16 protein-coding genes and 1 tRNA gene are annotated in these 17,886 nt (G+C 70.8%); 5 read left to right on the forward strand and 12 right to left on the reverse strand.

Features of this window, described 5'->3' with window-relative positions:
- Nucleotides 1-189: 189 nt before the first annotated feature.
- The 4 genes from IG69_RS0104705 to IG69_RS0104720 all read right to left on the reverse strand — a co-directional run bounded on the left by IG69_RS0104705 (nt 190) and on the right by IG69_RS0104720 (nt 3,799).
- Nucleotides 190-1,113, reverse strand: coding sequence for an ABC transporter substrate-binding protein (locus IG69_RS0104705; protein ID WP_030527018.1), 924 nt, complete (start codon nt 1,111-1,113; stop codon nt 190-192).
- A gap of 118 nt (nt 1,114-1,231) precedes the next feature.
- Nucleotides 1,232-2,011: an ABC transporter permease gene (locus IG69_RS0104710; protein WP_084696582.1), complete on the reverse strand. Its 780-nt coding sequence runs from the start codon at nt 2,009-2,011 to the stop codon at nt 1,232-1,234.
- The gene (locus IG69_RS0104715) at nt 2,008-2,655 is read right to left on the reverse strand and encodes an ABC transporter permease (RefSeq protein ID WP_030527020.1); all 648 of its coding nucleotides are present in this window, start codon (nt 2,653-2,655) and stop codon (nt 2,008-2,010) included. The genes IG69_RS0104710 and IG69_RS0104715 overlap by 4 nt, the downstream gene beginning before the upstream one ends.
- 1 nt (nt 2,656) lies before the next feature.
- Nucleotides 2,657-3,799 (reverse strand): ABC transporter ATP-binding protein, encoded by a 1,143-nt coding sequence (locus tag IG69_RS0104720; RefSeq protein ID WP_051750228.1) that lies wholly within the window; start codon nt 3,797-3,799, stop codon nt 2,657-2,659.
- A 105-nt stretch (nt 3,800-3,904) separates the two neighbouring features.
- Here IG69_RS0104720 and IG69_RS0104725 point away from each other — a divergent pair, with 105 nt between their 5' ends.
- Entirely contained in the window at nt 3,905-5,311 is a 1,407-nt protein-coding gene (locus IG69_RS0104725; RefSeq protein WP_030527022.1) for an MFS transporter, read from the forward strand.
- Here the strand turns inward: IG69_RS0104725 and IG69_RS0104730 are convergent.
- Together IG69_RS0104730 and dcd are read right to left on the reverse strand one after the other, a co-directional pair.
- Nucleotides 5,274-6,023 (reverse strand): alpha/beta hydrolase, encoded by a 750-nt coding sequence (locus IG69_RS0104730; protein WP_084696583.1) that lies wholly within the window; start codon nt 6,021-6,023, stop codon nt 5,274-5,276. The two genes, IG69_RS0104725 and IG69_RS0104730, sit on opposite strands and share 38 nt — an antisense overlap.
- Before the next feature lie 179 nt (nt 6,024-6,202).
- Entirely contained in the window at nt 6,203-6,778 is a 576-nt protein-coding gene (dcd, locus tag IG69_RS0104735; RefSeq protein WP_030527024.1) for a dCTP deaminase, read from the reverse strand.
- A 96-nt stretch (nt 6,779-6,874) separates the two neighbouring features.
- Between dcd and IG69_RS0104740 the strand changes: the two genes are divergently transcribed.
- Nucleotides 6,875-6,948: transfer RNA gene (locus IG69_RS0104740), tRNA-Gly, on the forward strand.
- Nucleotides 6,949-7,039: 91 nt separating this feature from the next.
- Here IG69_RS0104740 and IG69_RS0104745 read toward each other — a convergent pair.
- Together IG69_RS0104745 and IG69_RS22020 are read right to left on the reverse strand one after the other, a co-directional pair.
- A complete protein-coding gene (locus tag IG69_RS0104745; RefSeq protein ID WP_051750229.1) occupies nt 7,040-7,315 on the reverse strand; it encodes a site-specific integrase in 276 nt (91 codons plus the stop codon).
- An 8-nt stretch (nt 7,316-7,323) separates the two neighbouring features.
- Complete coding sequence (locus IG69_RS22020) at nt 7,324-8,589, reverse strand: hypothetical protein (protein WP_157577355.1); 1,266 nt, start codon at nt 8,587-8,589, stop codon at nt 7,324-7,326.
- A 603-nt stretch (nt 8,590-9,192) separates the two neighbouring features.
- Between IG69_RS22020 and IG69_RS0104750 the strand changes: the two genes are divergently transcribed.
- Entirely contained in the window at nt 9,193-9,546 is a 354-nt protein-coding gene (locus IG69_RS0104750; protein WP_030527026.1) for a hypothetical protein, read from the forward strand.
- 140 nt (nt 9,547-9,686) lie between these two features.
- On the opposite strand, the gene IG69_RS22025 is transcribed toward IG69_RS0104750, so the two are convergent.
- A complete protein-coding gene (locus IG69_RS22025; protein WP_157577356.1) occupies nt 9,687-10,220 on the reverse strand; it encodes a hypothetical protein in 534 nt (177 codons plus the stop codon).
- Nucleotides 10,221-10,222: 2 nt separating this feature from the next.
- Nucleotides 10,223-11,008 carry a hypothetical protein gene (locus IG69_RS22030; protein ID WP_157577357.1) on the reverse strand — a complete coding sequence of 262 codons (786 nt, stop codon included), beginning with the start codon at nt 11,006-11,008 and terminating at the stop codon, nt 10,223-10,225.
- A 260-nt stretch (nt 11,009-11,268) separates the two neighbouring features.
- On the opposite strand from IG69_RS22030, the gene IG69_RS23250 reads away from it, so the two are divergent.
- Nucleotides 11,269-11,937, forward strand: a complete 669-nt coding sequence (locus IG69_RS23250; protein WP_425414797.1) for a DUF3885 domain-containing protein — start codon at nt 11,269-11,271, stop codon at nt 11,935-11,937.
- A gap of 723 nt (nt 11,938-12,660) precedes the next feature.
- Entirely contained in the window at nt 12,661-13,968 is a 1,308-nt protein-coding gene (gene dacB / locus IG69_RS0104765; RefSeq protein WP_030527028.1) for a D-alanyl-D-alanine carboxypeptidase/D-alanyl-D-alanine endopeptidase, read from the forward strand.
- A 45-nt stretch (nt 13,969-14,013) separates the two neighbouring features.
- Here dacB and IG69_RS0104770 read toward each other — a convergent pair whose 3' ends face one another.
- Complete coding sequence (locus IG69_RS0104770) at nt 14,014-15,957, reverse strand: DUF6541 family protein (RefSeq protein WP_030527029.1); 1,944 nt, start codon at nt 15,955-15,957, stop codon at nt 14,014-14,016.
- Nucleotides 15,954-17,885, reverse strand: a complete 1,932-nt coding sequence (locus IG69_RS0104775) for a glycosyltransferase family 2 protein (protein ID WP_030527030.1) — start codon at nt 17,883-17,885, stop codon at nt 15,954-15,956. The genes IG69_RS0104770 and IG69_RS0104775 overlap by 4 nt, the downstream gene beginning before the upstream one ends.
- Between the last annotated feature and the right edge of the window lies 1 nt (nt 17,886).

Here is a 17,886-nt window from a genome sequence, read left to right on the forward strand (position 1 = left end):
CACCGGCGGCGTGTCGAGCGGCTCAACTCGCAAGAAGTCGGGAATGGGGGCGGGCGGCGAGTAGGCGGCGGATGGGGCGACGGGGCAGGCCGCACACCGGCCCAGGACGACGAGCGGGCCCCCGGTGACCTCGTCGGTCACCGGGGGCCCGGTCGCTCAACCGCGGGGTCGCGCCCCGCGGACGGTCGCTCAGCCGAGGCCGTTGCTCTTGAGGAACTCCTCGGCGACGGTCTTCGGGTCCTTCTTGTCGATGTCGGTCTGCTTGAGCATCTGCGTCACCGCGTCGGTCGTCAGCTTGGCCGAGACCGCGTTGAGGGCGTCCTTGACCTGGTCGGCCTTGTCGGCGCGCACGAGCGGCACGATGTTCTGCGACCCGAAGACCCGCTTGGTGTCCTCGAGCACGACGAGGTTGTTCGCCGCGATGCCGGGGTCGGTCGAGAAGACGTTCGCGACGTCCGCCTGGCCGTTGACGAGCGCCTGGAGGACGGCCTGGCCGGTCAGCGGGCGGAAGGACCCGAACGTGATGCCGTAGACCTTCTCGAGGCCGACGACACCCTGCGGGCGCTCCTTGAACTCGGGCTGCGCGGCGAGGGTCATGTCGCCCGCGACGGCCTTGAGGTCCTCGATGGTCTTGAGGTTCTTCGAGTCGGCCGTCTCCTTCGTGACGGCGAGCGAGTCGACGTCCTCGGCGGCGGACTTGTCGAGCACCGTCAGGGTGTCGGGGACGACCTCCTTGGCCTTCTCGTAGACCTCCTCGGCGTCGGTGCCGGAGTACTCCTTGTCGTAGTACACGGCGAGCGCGCCGGTGTACTCGGGGAAGACCTGCACGGAGTTGTCCTCGAGCGCGCGCAGGTAGATCTCGCGCGCCCCGATGTTGGTCTTCGTCGACGCGTCGACGCCCTTGGCGCGCAGCGCGCCGGCGTAGACCTCGGCGAGGAGGGTGGACTCGGAGAAGTCGGCGCCGCCGACGACGATCGAGCCGGACGAGGCACCGCCGGAGGAGGAGCCCGCGGCCGGGCTCTCGCTGGCGAGCGGGTCGCTGCCGCCGCCGCAGGCCGACAGCCCGAGGGCGGCGGCGACGGCGACGGAGGTGAGGACGGTTCTGCGCTTCATCGGGGTCGGTCCCTTTCGTGGTGGCCGGGCTCGGTGGCCGGGGCCGGTGTGTGGTCGGTGGTGCACGGGATGGGGGAGGCCGGCTCGCGGCGTCCGGATGGGCTCGGGGCAGGTCGGGTCAGGAGCTCGTACCCGGCCTCCCACCCGGAGCAACAGCCGTCCGGGCGTTTGCTTCCGCGGCGACGGATTCGTCATCGTTTCGTGACCCACCGACACGGCGCCCGCGCCCGGTGAGACCGGGCGAGACGAGACGCCGCTGGAGCAGCGCGAGCAGCCCCTCGAGGGCGATGGCGAGCAGCGCGACGAGCAGCGCGCCGCCGGCCGCCCGGGGGTAGTCACCGAGGGCGATGCCGTCGACGAGGTAGCGCCCGAGCCCGCCGAGGCCGATGTACGCGGCGATCGTCGCGGTCGCCACGACCTGCAGCACGGCGGTGCGCAGCCCGGACATCACGAGGGGCAGCGCGCACGGCAGCTCGACCTGGCGCAGCACCTGCCACCCGGTCATCCCGACCCCGCGGGCGGCGTCGCGCGCGGCCGGGTCGACGGCCTCGACGCCCGCGTACGTGCCGGCGAGCAGCGGCGGGACGGCGAGCAGCACGAGCACGGCGATGCTCGGGGCGAGGTAGGCGGCATCCCCCTTGAGGACCGGCCCCACGAGCAGCGAGGCGGCGAAGAGCAGGCCGAGCGTGGGCACGGCGCGGGCCGCGTTCGTCGCGGTGACGAGCCAGCGCATCCGCCCGCTGTGGCCGATCCACAGTCCGAGCGGCAGCGCGACGGCCGCCGCGATGACCATCGTCATGAGGGCGTACGTCAGGTGCTCGAGCAGGCGGGTCGGGATGCCGTCCGAGCCAGACCAGTTGGCCGGGTCGGTGAGCCACGAGAGCAGGGAGCCGATCACGCGGCACCTCCCGCCACGCGCCGCCACGGAGTCAGGGCCTTGGCGCCGAGCAGGATGAGCCCGTCGAGCAGGAGCGCCAGCACGAGGCAGGCGACGATGCCGGTGACGAGCTCGCCCCAGATGATGCGCCGCCACCCGTCGACGAGGAGCGAGCCGAGCTGCGACACCCCGACGAGGGAGGCGACGCTGACGATGCTCACGTTGCTCACGGCCGCGACCCGCAGGCCCGCCGCGATGACCGGGACGGCGAGCGGCAGCTCGACCCCGACGAGGCGGCGCAGCCCCCGGTAGCCCATCGCGGTCGCGGCCTGCTCGACGTGGTCGGGCACCGATATCAGGCCGTCGGCGACCGTGCGGGCCAGCAGCGCGACCGTGTAGACCGTCATCGCGACGATGACGTTGACCGGGTCGAGGATCTTCGTCCCGAGGACGATCGGCATGATGATGAACAGGGCCAGCGACGGGATCGTGTAGAGCAGCCCGCTCGTCGTGACGACCGCCGGGTACGCGCCGCGCCAGCGCTTGGCCAGCCACCCGAGCGGCAGCGAGAGCAGGAGCCCGAGCAGCAGGGGCACCCCGGCGAGGTAGAGGTGCTGCCCCGCGAGGTCGATGACGGTGCGCCAGTTCGACGCGAGCCAGTCCACCTCAGGCCCCGTCCTCCGCGAGGGCGACGGCCCCGCCGTGCACGGGGTCCTCCTCGTCGCGCTCGGGCCGGTCGGTGTCCTCGATGGCGCTGAGCACCTCGTGGGCGAGCACCGTGCCGACGAGCACGCCGCTGTCGTCGACGACCACGCCGCGCCGCGACGGCGAGGACAGTGCCGCGTCGAGCGCACCGCGCAGGGTCCCGGCCGCCCGGGCGACGGTGCCGCCGCGGTGCAGGTCGGCGTCCTCGACGCCCCGGGAGCCGATGCGCGCCGGCTCGACCCATCCGAGCGGCTTGCGCTGCTCGTCGACGACGAGCAGCCAGGCGCCGCTGCCGGCCGCGGGCTGCTCACCGAGGACGATGGTGCGCTCCGAGCGCAGCGGCAGCCGCGGCGTCGGCTGGAACTGCAGGGCGCGGTAGCCGCGGTCGCGGCCGACGAAGTCCGCGACGAAGTCGTCGGCCGGGTGGGCGAGCAGGTACGAGGGCTCGGCGACCTGCGCGAGCTGCCCGCCGACCCGCAGGACGGCCACCTGGTCGCCGAGCTTGATGGCCTCGTCGATGTCGTGCGTGACGAAGATGATCGTCTTGCCGAGCTCGTCCTGGAGGCGGAGGAACTCGTCCTGGAGCTGGTCGCGGACGATGGGGTCGACGGCCGAGAACGGCTCGTCCATGAGCATGACGGGCGGGTCGGCCGCGAGCGCCCGGGCGACGCCGACGCGCTGCTGCTGCCCGCCGGAGAGCTGTGCCGGGTAGCGGTCGCCGAGCGCGGGGTCGAGCCCGACGCGCTCGAGCAGCTCGCGGCTGCGCTCCTGCGTGCGCTTGCGGTCCCAGCCGAGCAGCCGGGGCACGGTGCCGATGTTGTCGAGCACGGTCCGGTGCGGGAAGAGCCCGGCGTGCTGGATGACGTAGCCGATGCCGCGCCGAAGCTCGGACTGCTTCATCCGGCCCGTGTCCTGGCCGTCGAGGGAGATGGACCCCTTCGTCGGCTCGATCATCCGGTTAACCATCCGCAGGCTCGTCGTCTTGCCGCACCCCGAAGGCCCGACGAGCACGGTGATCTTGCCCGTCGGGGCCGTGAGGCTCAGGTCGTCGACGGCGACCGTGCCGTCCGGGAACTGCTTGGTCACGCCGTCGAAGCGGATCATCCGTCGACCCTAGTGCGCGGACCCGCAGGTGGACGCCCCGCGGTGACGCACGTTCGACGGACCGAGACCGGATCGAGACCCACGGCGCCACCTAGCGTGAGGGGCGTGACCGACACCGTCCCCGCCGACGAGCACCTCGACCGCCGCTCGGCGCAGGGACGACTGGTGCTGGCCGGGCTGGTGCTCGGCACCGGGGTCGCCATCCTCGACGGCAGCGTCGTCAACGTCGCGCTGCGGACGATCGGCGCCGACCTCGGGGCCTCGCTCGCGCAGCTGCAGTGGGTCGTCAACGGCTACCTGCTGGCCCTCGCCTCCCTCGTCCTCGTCGGCGGCGGGCTCGGCGACCGCTGGGGTCGGCGGCGCGTCTACGAGGTCGGGGTCGTGTGGTTCGCGCTGGCGTCCGTGGCGTGCGCCGTGGCGCAGACCCCGCTCCAGCTCGTCGGGCTGCGGGTTCTCCAGGGGGTCGGGGCGGCCCTCCTGACGCCGGGCGCGCTCGCCATCATCCAGACGACGTTCCGCCCGGCGGACCGCGCGGCGGCCATCGGCACGTGGGCCGGCGTCTCGGGGGTCGCCGCCGCGCTCGGGCCGTTCGTCGGCGGCTGGCTCGTCGACCACGCCTCGTGGCGCTGGGTGTTCGCGGTCAACGTGCCGCTGTGCGTGGCCGTCGTCCTCCTCACGGGTCGACGCGTCCCCGAGAGCCGCGACCCGGGTGCCGCCGGCCGGCGCTTCGACGTCGCCGGCGCGGTGCTCACGGTGCTCGCGCTCGGAGCGACGACCTACGCGCTGACCGCCGCAGGCACGCTGCCGCCCGCCCTCCTCGTCGGGTGCTGGGCGCTGGTGGCGGCCGCGGCCGTGGGCTTCGTCGTCGTCGAGCGACGCTCGGCCCATCCGCTGGTCCCGTTGTCGCTGTTCGGTTCTCGCGTCTTCTCGGCGGCCAACGCGATGACGCTCCTCGTGTACGGGGCGCTGGGCGCGGTGACGCTCTTCGTGGTGCTCGAGCTGCAGGTGGCCGGATGGAGCGCGCTGACCGCCGGCATGTCGGCCCTCCCCCTGACCGTGGTGATGATGCTGCTGTCGTCGCGGTCGGCGGCGCTCGCGGAGCGCATCGGGCCGCGTCTGCCGATGACCGTCGGCCCGCTGCTGTGCGCCGCGGGCAGCCTCCTGCTGCTGCGGGTCGACGCCTCCGCGGGGTGGCTCGACGTGCTGCCGGGGATGGTCGTCTTCGCCCTCGGCCTCGCGGGGCTGGTGTCGCCGCTGACGGCCGCGGTGCTGGGCGCCGCGCCCGACCGGCACGCCGGGGTGGCGAGCGGAGTCAACAACGCGGTGGCCAGGGCCGGGTCGCTGCTCGCCGTCGCGGCGCTGCCCGGCGTGGTCGGGCTCGCCGGGGAGGACTACCTCGACCCCGTCGCCATGACCGCCGGCTACCGCTCGGCGATGCTCTGGTGCGCCGGCCTGCTCGTGGCCGGAGCGGCGGTCAGCTGGCTCGGTCTGCGACCGGCAGCGCGCCGCTGACGAACTCCGTCACGGTGTCGTGCCAGCGGCGGGCGCGGCGCAGCATCGCGTGGCGCTCCCCCGGCACGCGGACCCACGTGACGGGGACACCGAACTCCTGCCAGCGCTCCGCGACGAGCGCGGTGCGCCGCGGGTCGGTCGTGCGGTCCGCCGAGCCGTGCATGAGGAGGACGGGTCGGCCGTCGCGCGGGGCGCGCAGGTCGCCCTCGACCCACGGGGCGAGGGCCGCCACCGCCGCGATGCCGGCGTCCGCGGCGACGGTCAGCGCGACGCGGCCACCCATCGAGTGCCCGACGACGGCCACGGGGACGCCCGGGAGGACGCGGCGGATGCGTTCGAGCGCCCACCGGGTGTCGACGACGGGGTCAGCGGCGTGGCCGTTCCAGCCGCGCACCCGGTAGGTGAGACGGACGACCGCGACCTGGTCACCGAGCCCGCGACGCAGCGAGCCGGCGAAGGGCAGCATCCGCAGGACGGCGAGCTGCCAGCGCGTCACCTTGGCGCGGCTCTTCTCGCGACCACCGTGCAGCACGAGGACGAGGGCCTTCGGCCGGTCGGGGACGTGGCCACGCAGGCGTGCGCCGCCACCCCCGTCGGGCGCGAGCAGGAGGGACTCGAGGGTGCGTCGGCGGGGACGGCGCACCGGGGTGCGCGGCGTGCGGGAGGCGCGGGCGGCCGCGCGGGGCCGAGCGTGGGTGGCGCGCTCGTACATCGTTCGTTCCCCCCTTGCGGGTCGGGCGGGTCCAGCCGTGGGTCAGGGACGGACGGAGAGCCGCACCCACGATGCGTACCCCGTGACGACCGATTCCGCACGCAGGACGGGCGAAGATCGGCGTGTCGCGGGGTGTTCGGCACCCTCCGTCTCACCGGATGGCCACCTGGTGAGACAACTCAGACGTCGGCGCGGTGGAAGTTCTGGAAGCTGCGGCTGGCCGTCGGGCCTCGCTGGCCCTGGTAATGGGATCCGTAGGCCTCGGAGCCATAGGGGTTCTCGGAGGGGCTCGTCAGCCGGAAGAACGCCAGCTGCCCGATCTTCATCCCCGGCCACAGCATGATCGGCAGCGTCGCGACGTTGCTCAGCTCGAGCGTGACGTGCCCGGTGAAGCCCGGGTCGACGAAGCCGGCCGTCGCGTGGGTCAGCAAGCCGAGGCGGCCGAGGCTCGACTTCCCCTCGACGCGGGCCGCGAGGTCGTCGGGCAGGCTCACGGTCTCGAGCGTCGAGCCGAGGACGAACTCGCCGGGGTGGAGGACGAAGCCCTCCTCGGCGTCGACCTCGACGAGGCGGGTGAGGTCCGCCTGGTCCTGCGCGGGGTCGATTACCTGGTACTTGTGGTTGTCGAACAGCCGGAAGAACTTGTCGAGGCGGACGTCGACGCTGCTCGGCTGGATCATCGCCGGGTCCCACGGGTCGAGGGCCACCCGACCGGCGTCGACCTCGGCGCGGATGTCACGGTCGGAGAGGAGCACGCGGTCAGGCTACCGGGACGGGGGGGACCGGGTGCGAGGCGGCTGCGGTGGTGGGCTAGACTTCCCGGGCGCCGGGGAGGTCACTCGACCCGGCACGCCGATGTAGCTCAATGGTAGAGCGCCAGCTTCCCAAGCTGGACACGCGGGTTCGATTCCCGTCATCGGCTCCACCGCGTCACCGCAGGTCAGGCCCAATGAGGCCGACCGACCCCCTTTCCCGGATGGCGCAGCCAGCGCCTCGCGTGCCCACCGCGTGCCCAATCACCGCCTCGAACCCCCGCTGAAGACCTGGTCCAGGGTCGCCGCGATGCGGGCGTCCCGCTCCGCCGTCCCGTGCTGGTAGATCAGCGCCGAACGCATGCTCGCTTGACCCATCCGGTGCATCAGCTCGCGGGTGCTGGCCCCCGACGCGGCGGCGAAGTGGTTGCAGGTGTTGCGCAGGTCGTGCAGATGCACGCGCGGGTCCAGGTCCGCCGCCGACCGGGCCGCGGCCCACACCGAGGTCCAGTTCGACCGGTGCAGGGTGTTGCCCCGCACCGGCCCACTTACTTCACCCGCGCAGTCTGCAGCGCGTGATCAGCCGCGCTTCGCACGAGGTGAGAGAGGGACTCTTCTCCCGTTCGCTGGACAGCTCGCAGAAGGTCTGAACTGCGCGCGCTGTCGTCGTGCCACCTTAAGTCGAGTCCTTGGACCACGAGAAGTGGCACCAGCACTCCCGGGTCTCTCAATAGCTCATCGAGCACTTGATTCTGAAGCCTTGTCATGCCAAGTCCGTCGACGTTGGCCAATGCCAACCCCTGACCGGCGTGGGCACGGACCGTTGCGTCCCGATCGCGGCACAGCTGAACCAGTAGAGCCACGCTCCAGAGAGGCGTGAGACCCGAGCGCCGCGCGACACCGCGGAGCGCCTTCGCCGCTTCAACCCGCGTCCTGGGAGCAGGGTCAGACGCCAATAGAGATACGTCTGACAAAGTCCGCTCCGGTGGAACTATTCCAATCGCTGCTGCGAATGTGACGGCATCTGCAAATATCGAGTCGTCACTGTCATTGGACAGACGCATTGGCGCACTCTTAGTCAGTTCGTCATACTGGGACTGCATCGTCTTGACGAATTGCGCATCCACCTTCTCGGGGTCGGCCGCAAACCGCTCGAGCGCGGGAATCTTTAAATCGCGAGCCACCTTGCGATCCCTCAAGAACTCCGCGATACTCTGCCACAGAGGCTCGTTGGGGCACTCGAGCACGAGCATTGCTGCCAGCTCCGGGGAACTTAAACCACCAAAACCAGACATCCCCTTTGCGGCGTTGTGGCGTATCTCCTCCATATCTCGGATCAACGCCTCAGACATCTCGGCAACACGAACCTGAGAAATGTTGACATCTGGGAAACGCACCGTGGCGTTCAACTCTGCCGCGATCTCCGTAAGGGAAACGCCTCTCTCTGCGGAATTCTGAGGTTCCCGGATTGCAGCGGACAATGCGAGCCTAACCGAGTCATACTCCGCAGTAGCGGGCGCACCCGCAAGCCATCGACGCCACTCCTCCTTGTCAACTTCGCCTATGACCTCCCAATCGATTGATCGAAGAGCAACGGCGTAAGCATTCATCAGCATCTGATCCTGCGGCCCACTGCTGATGAATCCGAGGATCAATGACCCGAGCTGCGCTTGCACACGCGCTGTTCTAGCGAGTCCAGCAAGGGCATCCATGAGCACGTTCATGTGGAACCGGGCGCTCGGGTTAGTCACCGCAGTCACCGCGTAGTCACAGGCTCTCTCAAAACCGGCCATGGCTGCCGACTTCGGCAGCACGTCAGCCCCCTGGGCGAGAGCATCTACGTCTACATCTCGCCACCAGCCGATCGGCCGTCGATAGACAACTGCCGTGGCTTCCTCCTGGAGCGTTGACAACGGGCCGTGGGCCCAGAAGTAGCGAGCACCCTTGGTGAAAGCCTTCGAGTCCTGCGATTGACGAAGCAGTCGCAGCGAATCCAAGGGACCGTGAACTTCTTGGCGCAGTAGTCGCATACGCCCTAGGTCCTTACGAGCAGGTGCTGCAGACCGTGATCCAATCAATTCATAGTGCATCAGCTCGTTAACGAGTGGAGTCTCGACATTATCCGAGCCGCCCCAGACAAAAGTTGGATCTCTAGTAACGCGGTCGAATGCTTCCCCCAAAAAGTTCTCCATCCCGTCGGCGCCTCGCATAACAAACTCGGCGCGCACAACTGGAGACTCTTGCCGAATTACTCTACGCCATCTGCCATTGTCACTGAATGGATCTAGCGTCGATGTGTATCCCAAGGCCGTGGATTCGAGCTCCGCCTTCACGCGGAGCCAGGCCCGTCGTGAGGTCCACCCAACGCCAGGGCTCAAGTCGAGGGCGCCCAACTCCCTCCAACCGACCCCTGCCAGGTGAGCGGACGCACTCTGGGCGAAATCCTCGCCACCGCCGCCGACCTCGGAGGTCCGCAGCGCCAGCTGCAGATCAACAAGGGCCTGAAGGATACGGACTCCCGGCTCCTCCTTGGACTCGCTCAATCTCCGCGCATGCTCGTGAAGCCCATCGAGGACCTGGCGATAGTTGTCGGAATCGGCCTGACTGACGGCGAAGAACAGGCACGCGACGGTTGCCAGGGCGAGATCATCAGACGACGCAGCGAGCCGACGCAACGTCTCTTGTGCTTCACCCTCTTCGGCGCTACCGAAGGCCGACACGCTGGCAGACAAGAGGTCGTGCGAGTCAGCACTCGTATCGGGAAAAAGTGACTCTGGCATGTCGCGAACAGCAAAGTCCCATCCACGCAGACGAGAAGCGAGTGCGCGGGGCGCTGAGTACCTGGGCTCCCCAAAGTTTGGATGTACGGCGACGTCCCGCGGCGACACCACGGCAACTACCCAGTTGAGATTCAACTTAGCCTCCTGACGTACGCGAGCCGCGGTGCGGAACCCGCTTCGTCTCTGCGTGCATATTCAAGTGCTTGCTCTTGTGTTGATTCCACCATGCCCGTCTGTGGAACTAGGCGGCCAAGAACATCCACCAAATGCACTCTCACCGATCCAGCGAACTGTGGCATATCCAGAACCCCATCAACTGCAACACTATCGGGCACGTCTCGACCTAGAACATCTGTCGTCGCCTGGTTTGCTTCGAAAGGTGAGAGGGGTGCGGCCACGATCAACAGCGAGATGGCATCGATAGATTCGGCCAAGAACAGCGCCTCTTGCACAATTTCGCGCTCTCGCTGGACAGCGCTCCTGACATTCATAAGAACGACGAAACATATTGCACACCCCTCGGTGTCACCTAATCCATCACCAGGGCGAACCACATCAATAGGAACGTTCAGCTGTTCTTGTGCCCCTTCGACACCTTCATAGAAGGCGGACAGGGCGGACGGCGCCGAGGTGGAGGTCTTTAACACTACCTTGATTCGTGCCACGTCTAGTTATCCGGTCGGATAAGCACGTCCTGAGAAGGGAGAACGACGCGCACGGGCGCCGATCCACACAAAGCCCTCGGGATGGTTACGCTTGCCGTTTGCGCAGTAAATTCATCAATCTGAATCAGACTTGAAGCATTAAACTTACCGCATCGCTTCTGAAGCTCCGCCCGCAGCTCAGTCGACGTAATGTCGACTCGCGCCATCGTGGGGCCTTGCAAAACAAGAGATGCAATGCTACCGACGGTCGCGGCCATCGCCAATCCGCCAAACCAACCGCCAGCCTGAACGCCCCGCCGTAGCGGCTTAACCTCGATCTCAATCTCATCCCGGATTGTCTGCGCCAAGAGGCGAGGCTCGATCATTCCGTTCAATGAGTCATCAACACGTGAGCTGTCACCAGACTTGCGCCAACTCCGCGCTCGCTCAAAGGCTCGCTGAATGCGCGCGCGCCGAGTCTGCTTTGCCAGCTTCTGCGTATCGACGTCCACAGCAATATGGACTGGGGGCTTCGTTGCTGAGTACAAGAAGGAGAGGACAGCCAAAAGATAGAAAAAAGCCGCGACTAAACTCAAGTTGCGCGCCACGGACGGCAGATCCCGATTCGGGCTGAGCAAAAGCCCTCCCAGCAACGCAGCCGCGCCGGCGGACAGCAGACCCGCTGCCGTGGCGGCGCGACGCCTCCAGTCCTCAGGCGCATCAAGCAGCATCTCGTACTGCTTTAGCAGCAGCTCAGAGGAGATTGCCTCCTCCGGCGACTCTCTGCCCGGCGCCCCGTCGTCCCCCATGCAGGCATCTTGCACTAGCGGGCTACGCAGGGAAACCTCCAGCGAGTATGGATGGCGCCCGCGAGGACTTTCTCTACTGACTCAAGGCGCGCCTCCGGCGCGCGGGCGCGGGGCCCCGCGACAGGGACCCCCGCGCTCCGGGCGCTTCGCGCCCTCCGCGCACCCCCGTCGCACCCCACGCCCAGCAAATTCGCGGTCGCGATAGACCCCGAAGGACTAGCCTCCGCCGGGTGACCCCGCTCGTTGCCCACGACTCACTCGTGGCCCCGATCCGCGACGCCGCGGCCTCCGCTCGCCGGGGGCTCCGCTGGCGAGTCCTCCGCTTGCGTGGGCTGGCTGGGGACTCGGGCCGGCCCGATCGCAGCGAGCGGGCTCTTCGACTAACGGAAGCCTGGGACCGCGAGTGGGGTGGCAACCTCCCCTTCCCTTGGGACCTACGTGACGAAGGCCGTGGCCGGTGGGTTCGATTCCACAGCCTGCCTCAGGGCAAGCGGTACGCCGAGACGGAAGACGAGTACGCGGAGATCCTCCGTAGGCACTGCACTGTGATCGAGGAACTGCTCGACGGTGCAGATCTGGCGGCACTGGTGGTCATCGCCGTGGACTGGGGTCGCAGAGACCTCGCAACGGGCTTGGCGCGCCGACAAGTGCCCAACGCGTGGGCATGGAGGCGATTCGTCGACGAGGACGACACCACCGCCCCCATGTACTGCTGGGTGCAGGAAGGACTGACCCCAGACGAGCTCGATGCGCTGCTCCGCGCTGCCGCCGACTACCAGGGACGCTTCGTCCTGACCGCAAAGTCGCTGGCCTGGTTGTACTGCCCCTACGACGGGGGAGCAGACGTGTGCGCTCGCTCGACCGAGCAACGGGCATCCCTGGCCGCTCGGCACGCTCCGTGGCTTCCGGACGACGATTCCGCCACCTGAGCGCCACAACCAGAGGTCGTGAGGTGAGGAGCCGCCGACCCTTCGCTCCACTCTCCGCCCGCCTCCGGGCCGCATCAAGGGCGCTCCGCGTCGCTGCGCGATGACCTGCGGCCACCCTTGACCCAACCACTCCGGCCGGCTCCCCTGCTCCGCTACGGATCGGTGGCTCTCCCTGCCCGCGTGCCCAATCGTGCCCAATCACCCTCCAGAACACACCAATCAGGCACCACCAAAGCGACTGCAGCCGTGCGTGATCATCGCCCGGCAGGACCCGTCCGCTCGCTTCCCAAGCTGGACACGCGGGTTCGATTCCCGTCATCGGCTCCCTCACGAAGGCCCGGACGCGGCAGCGCCCGGGCCTTCGGCGTTCCACCGGCCCGTGACGATCCCGCACGTGCGGGCTTATCGCGGTCGGCGAGGCGATCGGACAGCGACAACCCTGCACGTGCGGGCTCATCGCGGTAGGCCCGGCGATCTGACAGCGACAACCCCGCACGTGCGGGCCTTTTGTGCTCGGCCCGGCGATCGGACGGCGATAACCCCGCACCTGCGGGATGTGCGGGATGTGCGGGACGGGCGTGCGCCGGGCGGTAGCGATCGGCCCTTCGGCGGGGCCGGCTCCGTTTCGCAGGACAGGGCGGGAGGCGGCGGGTTAGCCTCCTGCCGACCGCGGCGGCAGGGGCTGACGGCCGCTCCTGACCGCACGTCACGATGGAGAGCGCGATGCGCCCAGCCCTCCGCCCCACCCGCCTGCTGACCGCCGTCGCCATCGGTGCGGCCCTCGTCGCCGCGCCGGCCACCGCGTCCGGGGCGACGACACCACGGCCGTACACGCCGGTGTCGACGACGCCGCGCCCGGTGCCGGTCGCCGCGAGCGGCTACACGTTCTCGGCCGCGGACCAGCGGATGCGCACGAAGCTGACGCAGCGCGTGACGACGACCGCCTTCGGGACGGCGTTCTCCGGCACCGTGATCGACGCGGAGTCCAACACCCGCATCTGGTCGCTGAGGGGCACCACCACCGAGCTGCCCGCCTCGACCGCCAAGCTCGTGACCGCGCACAACGCCCTGACCGTCTTCGGCCCGGACAAGCGGTTCCGCACGAGCGTCCGGCAGGGCTCGGCCGTCGACCGCGTCGTCGTCGAGGGCGGCGGGGACCCGCTGCTCAGCAGCGCCGCGCTGGACGCGATGGCGGCGACCACGGCGACCACGCTCAAGGCCCGGGGGCGCACGAGCGTCCGTGTCTACGTCGACGACGACGTCTTCCCGACCCCGACGCTCGCTCCCGGGTGGAAGACCAGCTACGTCCCCGACTCCATCACCCCGGTCCGCGGTCTCGTGCGCGACCAGCGCGACGTGGCCGACACGAGCGCCGACGTCGGCTCCTACGTCGCCTCCCGCCTGACGGCGCGCGGCCTCACCGCCACGTACGCCGGCCGCGAGAACGTCCGCTCCGGCGCCGAGACCCTCGCGTCGTCCGACGGCGCGACGCTGACCGACATCGTGGGCCGGATGCTGCTGGTCAGCGACAACGAGATCGCCGAGGCGCTGCACAAGCTCGTCGGCCGCGCCGCCGGCGGCGACGCCACGTGGACCGGCGCCCGTGCCGCCCAGACGCGCGTGCTGCAGCAGGCCGGCCTGTCCGTCGGCGCGATGTACGACGGCTCGGGCCTCTCGCGCTCCGACCGCATCAGCTCGCAGCAGCTCGCGACGGTCATGGACCGCGCCGTCGACTCGAGCCACGCCGAGCTCGCCCCGATGCGCAGCTCGCGCAGCCTGCCGATCGCCGGCCGCACGGGCACCCTCGCCGCAAAATACGACCGGTTCACGAGCAGCGCCTCCCGCTGCGCCGCCGGCAAGGTCTGGGCCAAGACCGGCACGCTGAGCGACGTCGCCTCGCTCGCCGGCTACACCCGCGACCCCGACGGTCGCATCAAGGTCTTCGCGTTCATCGTCAACGGGCGGACCTCGAGCACCGCGCTCAAGCAGGGCCTCGACCTGCTCGCCGCCACCGTCAACGGCTGCTCCTGACGCCACCCCCACGCCGGCGGGCCCGGCCGTCGGACACCGCCCCGCTCACCCGCTCGTGCGGCACGGGAGGAGCCGGTAGAGCGTGAACGGCCCGACGGCCGTCACGCGCTCGAACCCGGTCGCGTCCGGGACGCCGTCGACCCCGTCGAAGGTCCGGCTCCCGTGCCGGTCCTCGTGGAAGGGGGATCCGCCGGTGACGACGTACCGGACGTCGGCCCGTTCGGCCGCCGCGCACACCGCGGGGTCGGTGGCGGCCTCGTCGAGGCGGTCCGCGAGCAGGATGCGGTCGGGGGTGATGCGCGTCTTCTCGGAGGCGAAGAGCACCTCCCGCCCGGTCAGCGCGTACAGGAGCGAGGTGCCGTTCCACGGGTCGGCGGCCACGACGCCGTCCCGCGGGATGGACCGGGCCAGCTCCTCGAGGCTCCTCGCCTCGCGCGCGGTGAGCAGGCTGTCCGTGCGCTTCGTCGGCTGGTAGTAGTCACGCACCCGCTGCGCGTTGTCCGCCAGGTAGTTGCCGGAGGTGAGCACCACGAAGACCAGGCCCACCGCCAGCGCCGCCGGCCAGCCCCGCCGGCCGAGGCGCGTGCGCTGGAGCCGCCGCGTACCGGCCACGAGCGCCGCGGTCGCGAGCACGACGCCGATGATCGGCAGCAGCGCGGCCAGGCGCGGCGGGTTGTTGTACCAGTACCCCGTGATGGCCCCGCCGAGCCTGCCGGGGTAGGACACCGACACGACGTAGAGGCCGACGAGCACGCCGAGCACCGGCGCCGTCCACCGGGCACGGCGCTGCCGCAGGAGCACGACGAGCCCGGCCACGACGAGGACGGAGACCGTCCACTGCGCCGGCCACGAGCGGGGCGAGGCGAGCAGCGCCTCCCCCACGGCGCGGGCCGGCGTCATCTCCCGGTAGACGTTGGGGGCGGCGACGCTCGCGAGCACCGGGGTGAGGTACGGCCCGACCGCCCAGAACGCCGGGACCGCGGCGTACCCGAGCACCGCGAGCGAGGCGAGCACCGGATGCGCGCGCCCCGAGCGCCGCACCCACGCCGTGAGCGGCCACGCGAGGACCACGAAGGCGAGCAGCAGGGCCGCGACGAGCGCGTTCGGATGGGCGAGCGCCGTCCCGGCCAGCACCGCCAGCCCGGCGACGAGCCCGCGGACGCGACCCATCGCGTCGCCCAGCCCGAGGACGGCCAGGGCGCAGGCGAGGGCGGCGGGCACCATCGCGTACCCGAGGAGGTTGGGCCACAGGACGCCGTAGCCCATCATCCAGAACGGGAAGCTGCTGAAGGAGGCCGCGACGAGGGCGGAGACGACGAGGGGCAGCCGCGCGGCGCCGTGCACCTGACGCGCCAGGAGGACGCACCCGGTCGGCCAGATGGCGGCAGCGGCCACGAGGGCCACGGCGTTGGCCGCCGTGAGGACGTCCGTCCCGGTGAGGCGCACGACCACCGTCACGAGGTCGTGGAAGGCCGCGGGGTAGAAGCCCGTCCCCGCCGGCGAGTGGAGAGCCCCGGCGTGCAGGCTCGAGCCGTCACCGGTCTCGAGCACCAGCCGGATCGTGTTGAGGTGGAAGAGCGTGTCGGGCTGGTTGGGCAGCCCGTCCGGGCGCCCCATCCCCCACATCGCGGGCACCGAGACCGCGACGAGCCCGAGGGCGGAGGCGACCCACCCCCAGGCCGTGAGACGCCGGCCGTCGGCGTCACCACCGGAGACGGCTGCAAACGCGCGGCGCAGGAGGAGCCCGACGAGGGCGGCGAGCACCCAGCCCACCCCGACCGTCAGCGCCACGACGGGCAGGGTCCACGACAGCCCGACCAGCTCGGTCACGACCGCCCCGACGCCCGTGACGGCCACGCCGAGGGGACCGGCGAGGCCGAGTAGGGGCAGCCCGCGCAGGCCGAGCAGCCGGCCCGCGACCCACCCCGGGAGGCCGCACACCAACCCCGCGACGACGAGGACCGGCAGGGCACCGAACCACGCCGTCATCCGCCGTGCCGCTCCTGTCGCTCCTGTGGCTCGCGCCGCGTGACGGCGGACAGCGCGCGGCGCAGGCGCGAGCGCGGGGCCGGTGGGGACGAGACGTGCTTGACGGAGAAGAAGCCGGACTCGGTGCGGTAGAGCCGGTAGGGCGGCCGGTCCTCGACGACGGCGTCACCGAAGCGCAGGCGGCGGCCCGGCCCGGGGTCCGCCGGCGGCCCCTCGTGGAGGTGGAGGTCGAGGATGTCGCCGACGGACGTGCCGCGGACCGGGACCACGGCGCGACCCTCCACCACCTCGACGACACCGTTGTCGGCGCCGTCGCGGTCACGCACGGTCAGGGAACGGGCGTCGACCCCGTCGGCCACCCGCAGGTCGAGGGAGAGCCGGTCACCGTCCCAGGTGGCGCGGCGGACCTCGGGCGCGGCCGCCGGGGCGGGCAGCCGCACCGCCAGGGCGCCGCTCCCGAGGCGGGTCACGGCCGCGGTCCGCCCGGAGGTGTCGCACCCGGTGATCGGCAGCGCGGACGCCCCGTCCGCCGGCAGCGGGACGGCGAGGGACTCACCGAGGAGCTGGACGCGCACGAGCACCGACCACGTCCCGTCCTCGAGCGGGGCCCCGAAGCCACCGATGGCCGGGTCGAGGTCGGCCTCGACGTGCATCCGCAGGGCCACCCCCTCCCCCACGTCGTGCTGCTCGAGCCGGACCGTCGTGGGCACCGGCCACTCGGTCGCGGCGGCCCGGTGCCGCACCGTCACCTCGGCCGTGCCGAGGTCGTCGGGCAGCAGGCGTCGCTCGTCGACCGGGAAGGTGACGTCGGCCCCGGGCACGTCCGGCACGACGAGGTCGCCGTCGTGCCGCCCGAGGAGGAAGGGGGCGCCGTCCACGTCGTCGAGCGCGACCCCGAGCACGAGGTGCAGCCGCTCGCCGTCCCACCGCACCTCGGCGAGCCCGACGCCGAAGGTGATCCGGGCGCGGAGCCGCTGGACGGCCTCGAACCGCGCCTCGTCCCCGGCCCGGAGGGCACGCACGCGCATCCGCTTGAGGACGGGCAGCCGGTCGTCGAGGTCCGCGGGGAACTGCTCGCGCACCAGGTCTCCCACCGCCCGGAACTGCGCGCGGCGCTTCTCCTCCGGGCGTTCGAGGTACTCCGCCGGGGACAGCCGCGAGAAGGCCTGCGCCATCGCGACGAGTCGCAGGCGGTCGAGGAGGGGGCCCGGGCCGGCCACCCGCTCGGCGACGCGGAGGACCTCGGTGTAGTGGCCCCAGTAGGACTCGGCGGACACGGCCGCGGTGGAGTTGTTCGAGCCGTCGCCGCGGTGGATCCACCGGTAGCAGGGGTAGTCCGCCACGACCGACACGACCCGGGCGCGCGGCAGGACCTGCGAGCTGAAGTGGTGGTCCTCGAGCCGGACGCGCCCCTCGGGGAAGCGGGCCCCGCAGTCGAGGAGGAACTGACGCCGGTAGAGCTTGTGCACCGTCCGGGACGTGAGGACGTCGCCCAGCGGGTCCGCGACCGGGAGGGTCTCGCGGGCCAGCGACCAGTACGGGGTGGGGCGCCCGGGCCGGACGAGCTTGGGGTAGACGACGTCCGACCCGTTGGCCCGACCGAGGGCGTGCATCCGCTCCAGCGCCTCGGGCAGGAGCTCGTCGTCGTGGTCGGCGAAGAAGACGTACTCCCCCGTGGCGCGGTCGAGGCCGATGTTGCGGGGGCGCCCGGGCCATCCCGAGTTCGGGATCGTCGTCACCGACCATCCCGGGCGGGTCGCGACGACCTCCTGCAGCCGCTCGGCGGTGCCGTCGGTCGAGCCGTCGTCGACGAAGAGGACCTCGAGGGCGTCGGCGGGGAGGGTCTGCGTCAGCAGGCTGTCGACGAGCCCGTCGATGTTCTCGCCGGGGTTGTACACCGCGACGACCACGCTGACCTGGGGCTGCACT

Source organism: Phycicoccus jejuensis, from assembly GCF_000720925.1.
In the GTDB taxonomy this organism is placed as follows: Bacteria; Actinomycetota; Actinomycetes; order Actinomycetales; family Dermatophilaceae; genus Phycicoccus; species Phycicoccus jejuensis.

Excerpts from the sequence above, each read along its gene's own strand:
- IG69_RS0104705 (WP_030527018.1), bottom strand. The coding sequence starts at position 1,113 with ATGAAGCGCAGAACCGTCCTCACCTCCGTCGCCGTCGCCGCCGCCCTC.
- IG69_RS0104720 (WP_051750228.1), bottom strand. The coding sequence starts at position 3,799 with ATGATCCGCTTCGACGGCGTGACCAAGCAGTTCCCGGACGGCACGGTC.
- IG69_RS0104730 (WP_084696583.1), bottom strand. The coding sequence starts at position 6,023 with ATGTACGAGCGCGCCACCCACGCTCGGCCCCGCGCGGCCGCCCGCGCC.
- IG69_RS22030 (WP_157577357.1), bottom strand. The coding sequence starts at position 11,008 with ATGGGGGACGACGGGGCGCCGGGCAGAGAGTCGCCGGAGGAGGCAATC.
- dacB (WP_030527028.1), top strand. The coding sequence starts at position 12,661 with ATGCGCCCAGCCCTCCGCCCCACCCGCCTGCTGACCGCCGTCGCCATC.
- IG69_RS0104770 (WP_030527029.1), bottom strand. The coding sequence starts at position 15,957 with ATGACGGCGTGGTTCGGTGCCCTGCCGGTCCTCGTCGTCGCGGGGTTG.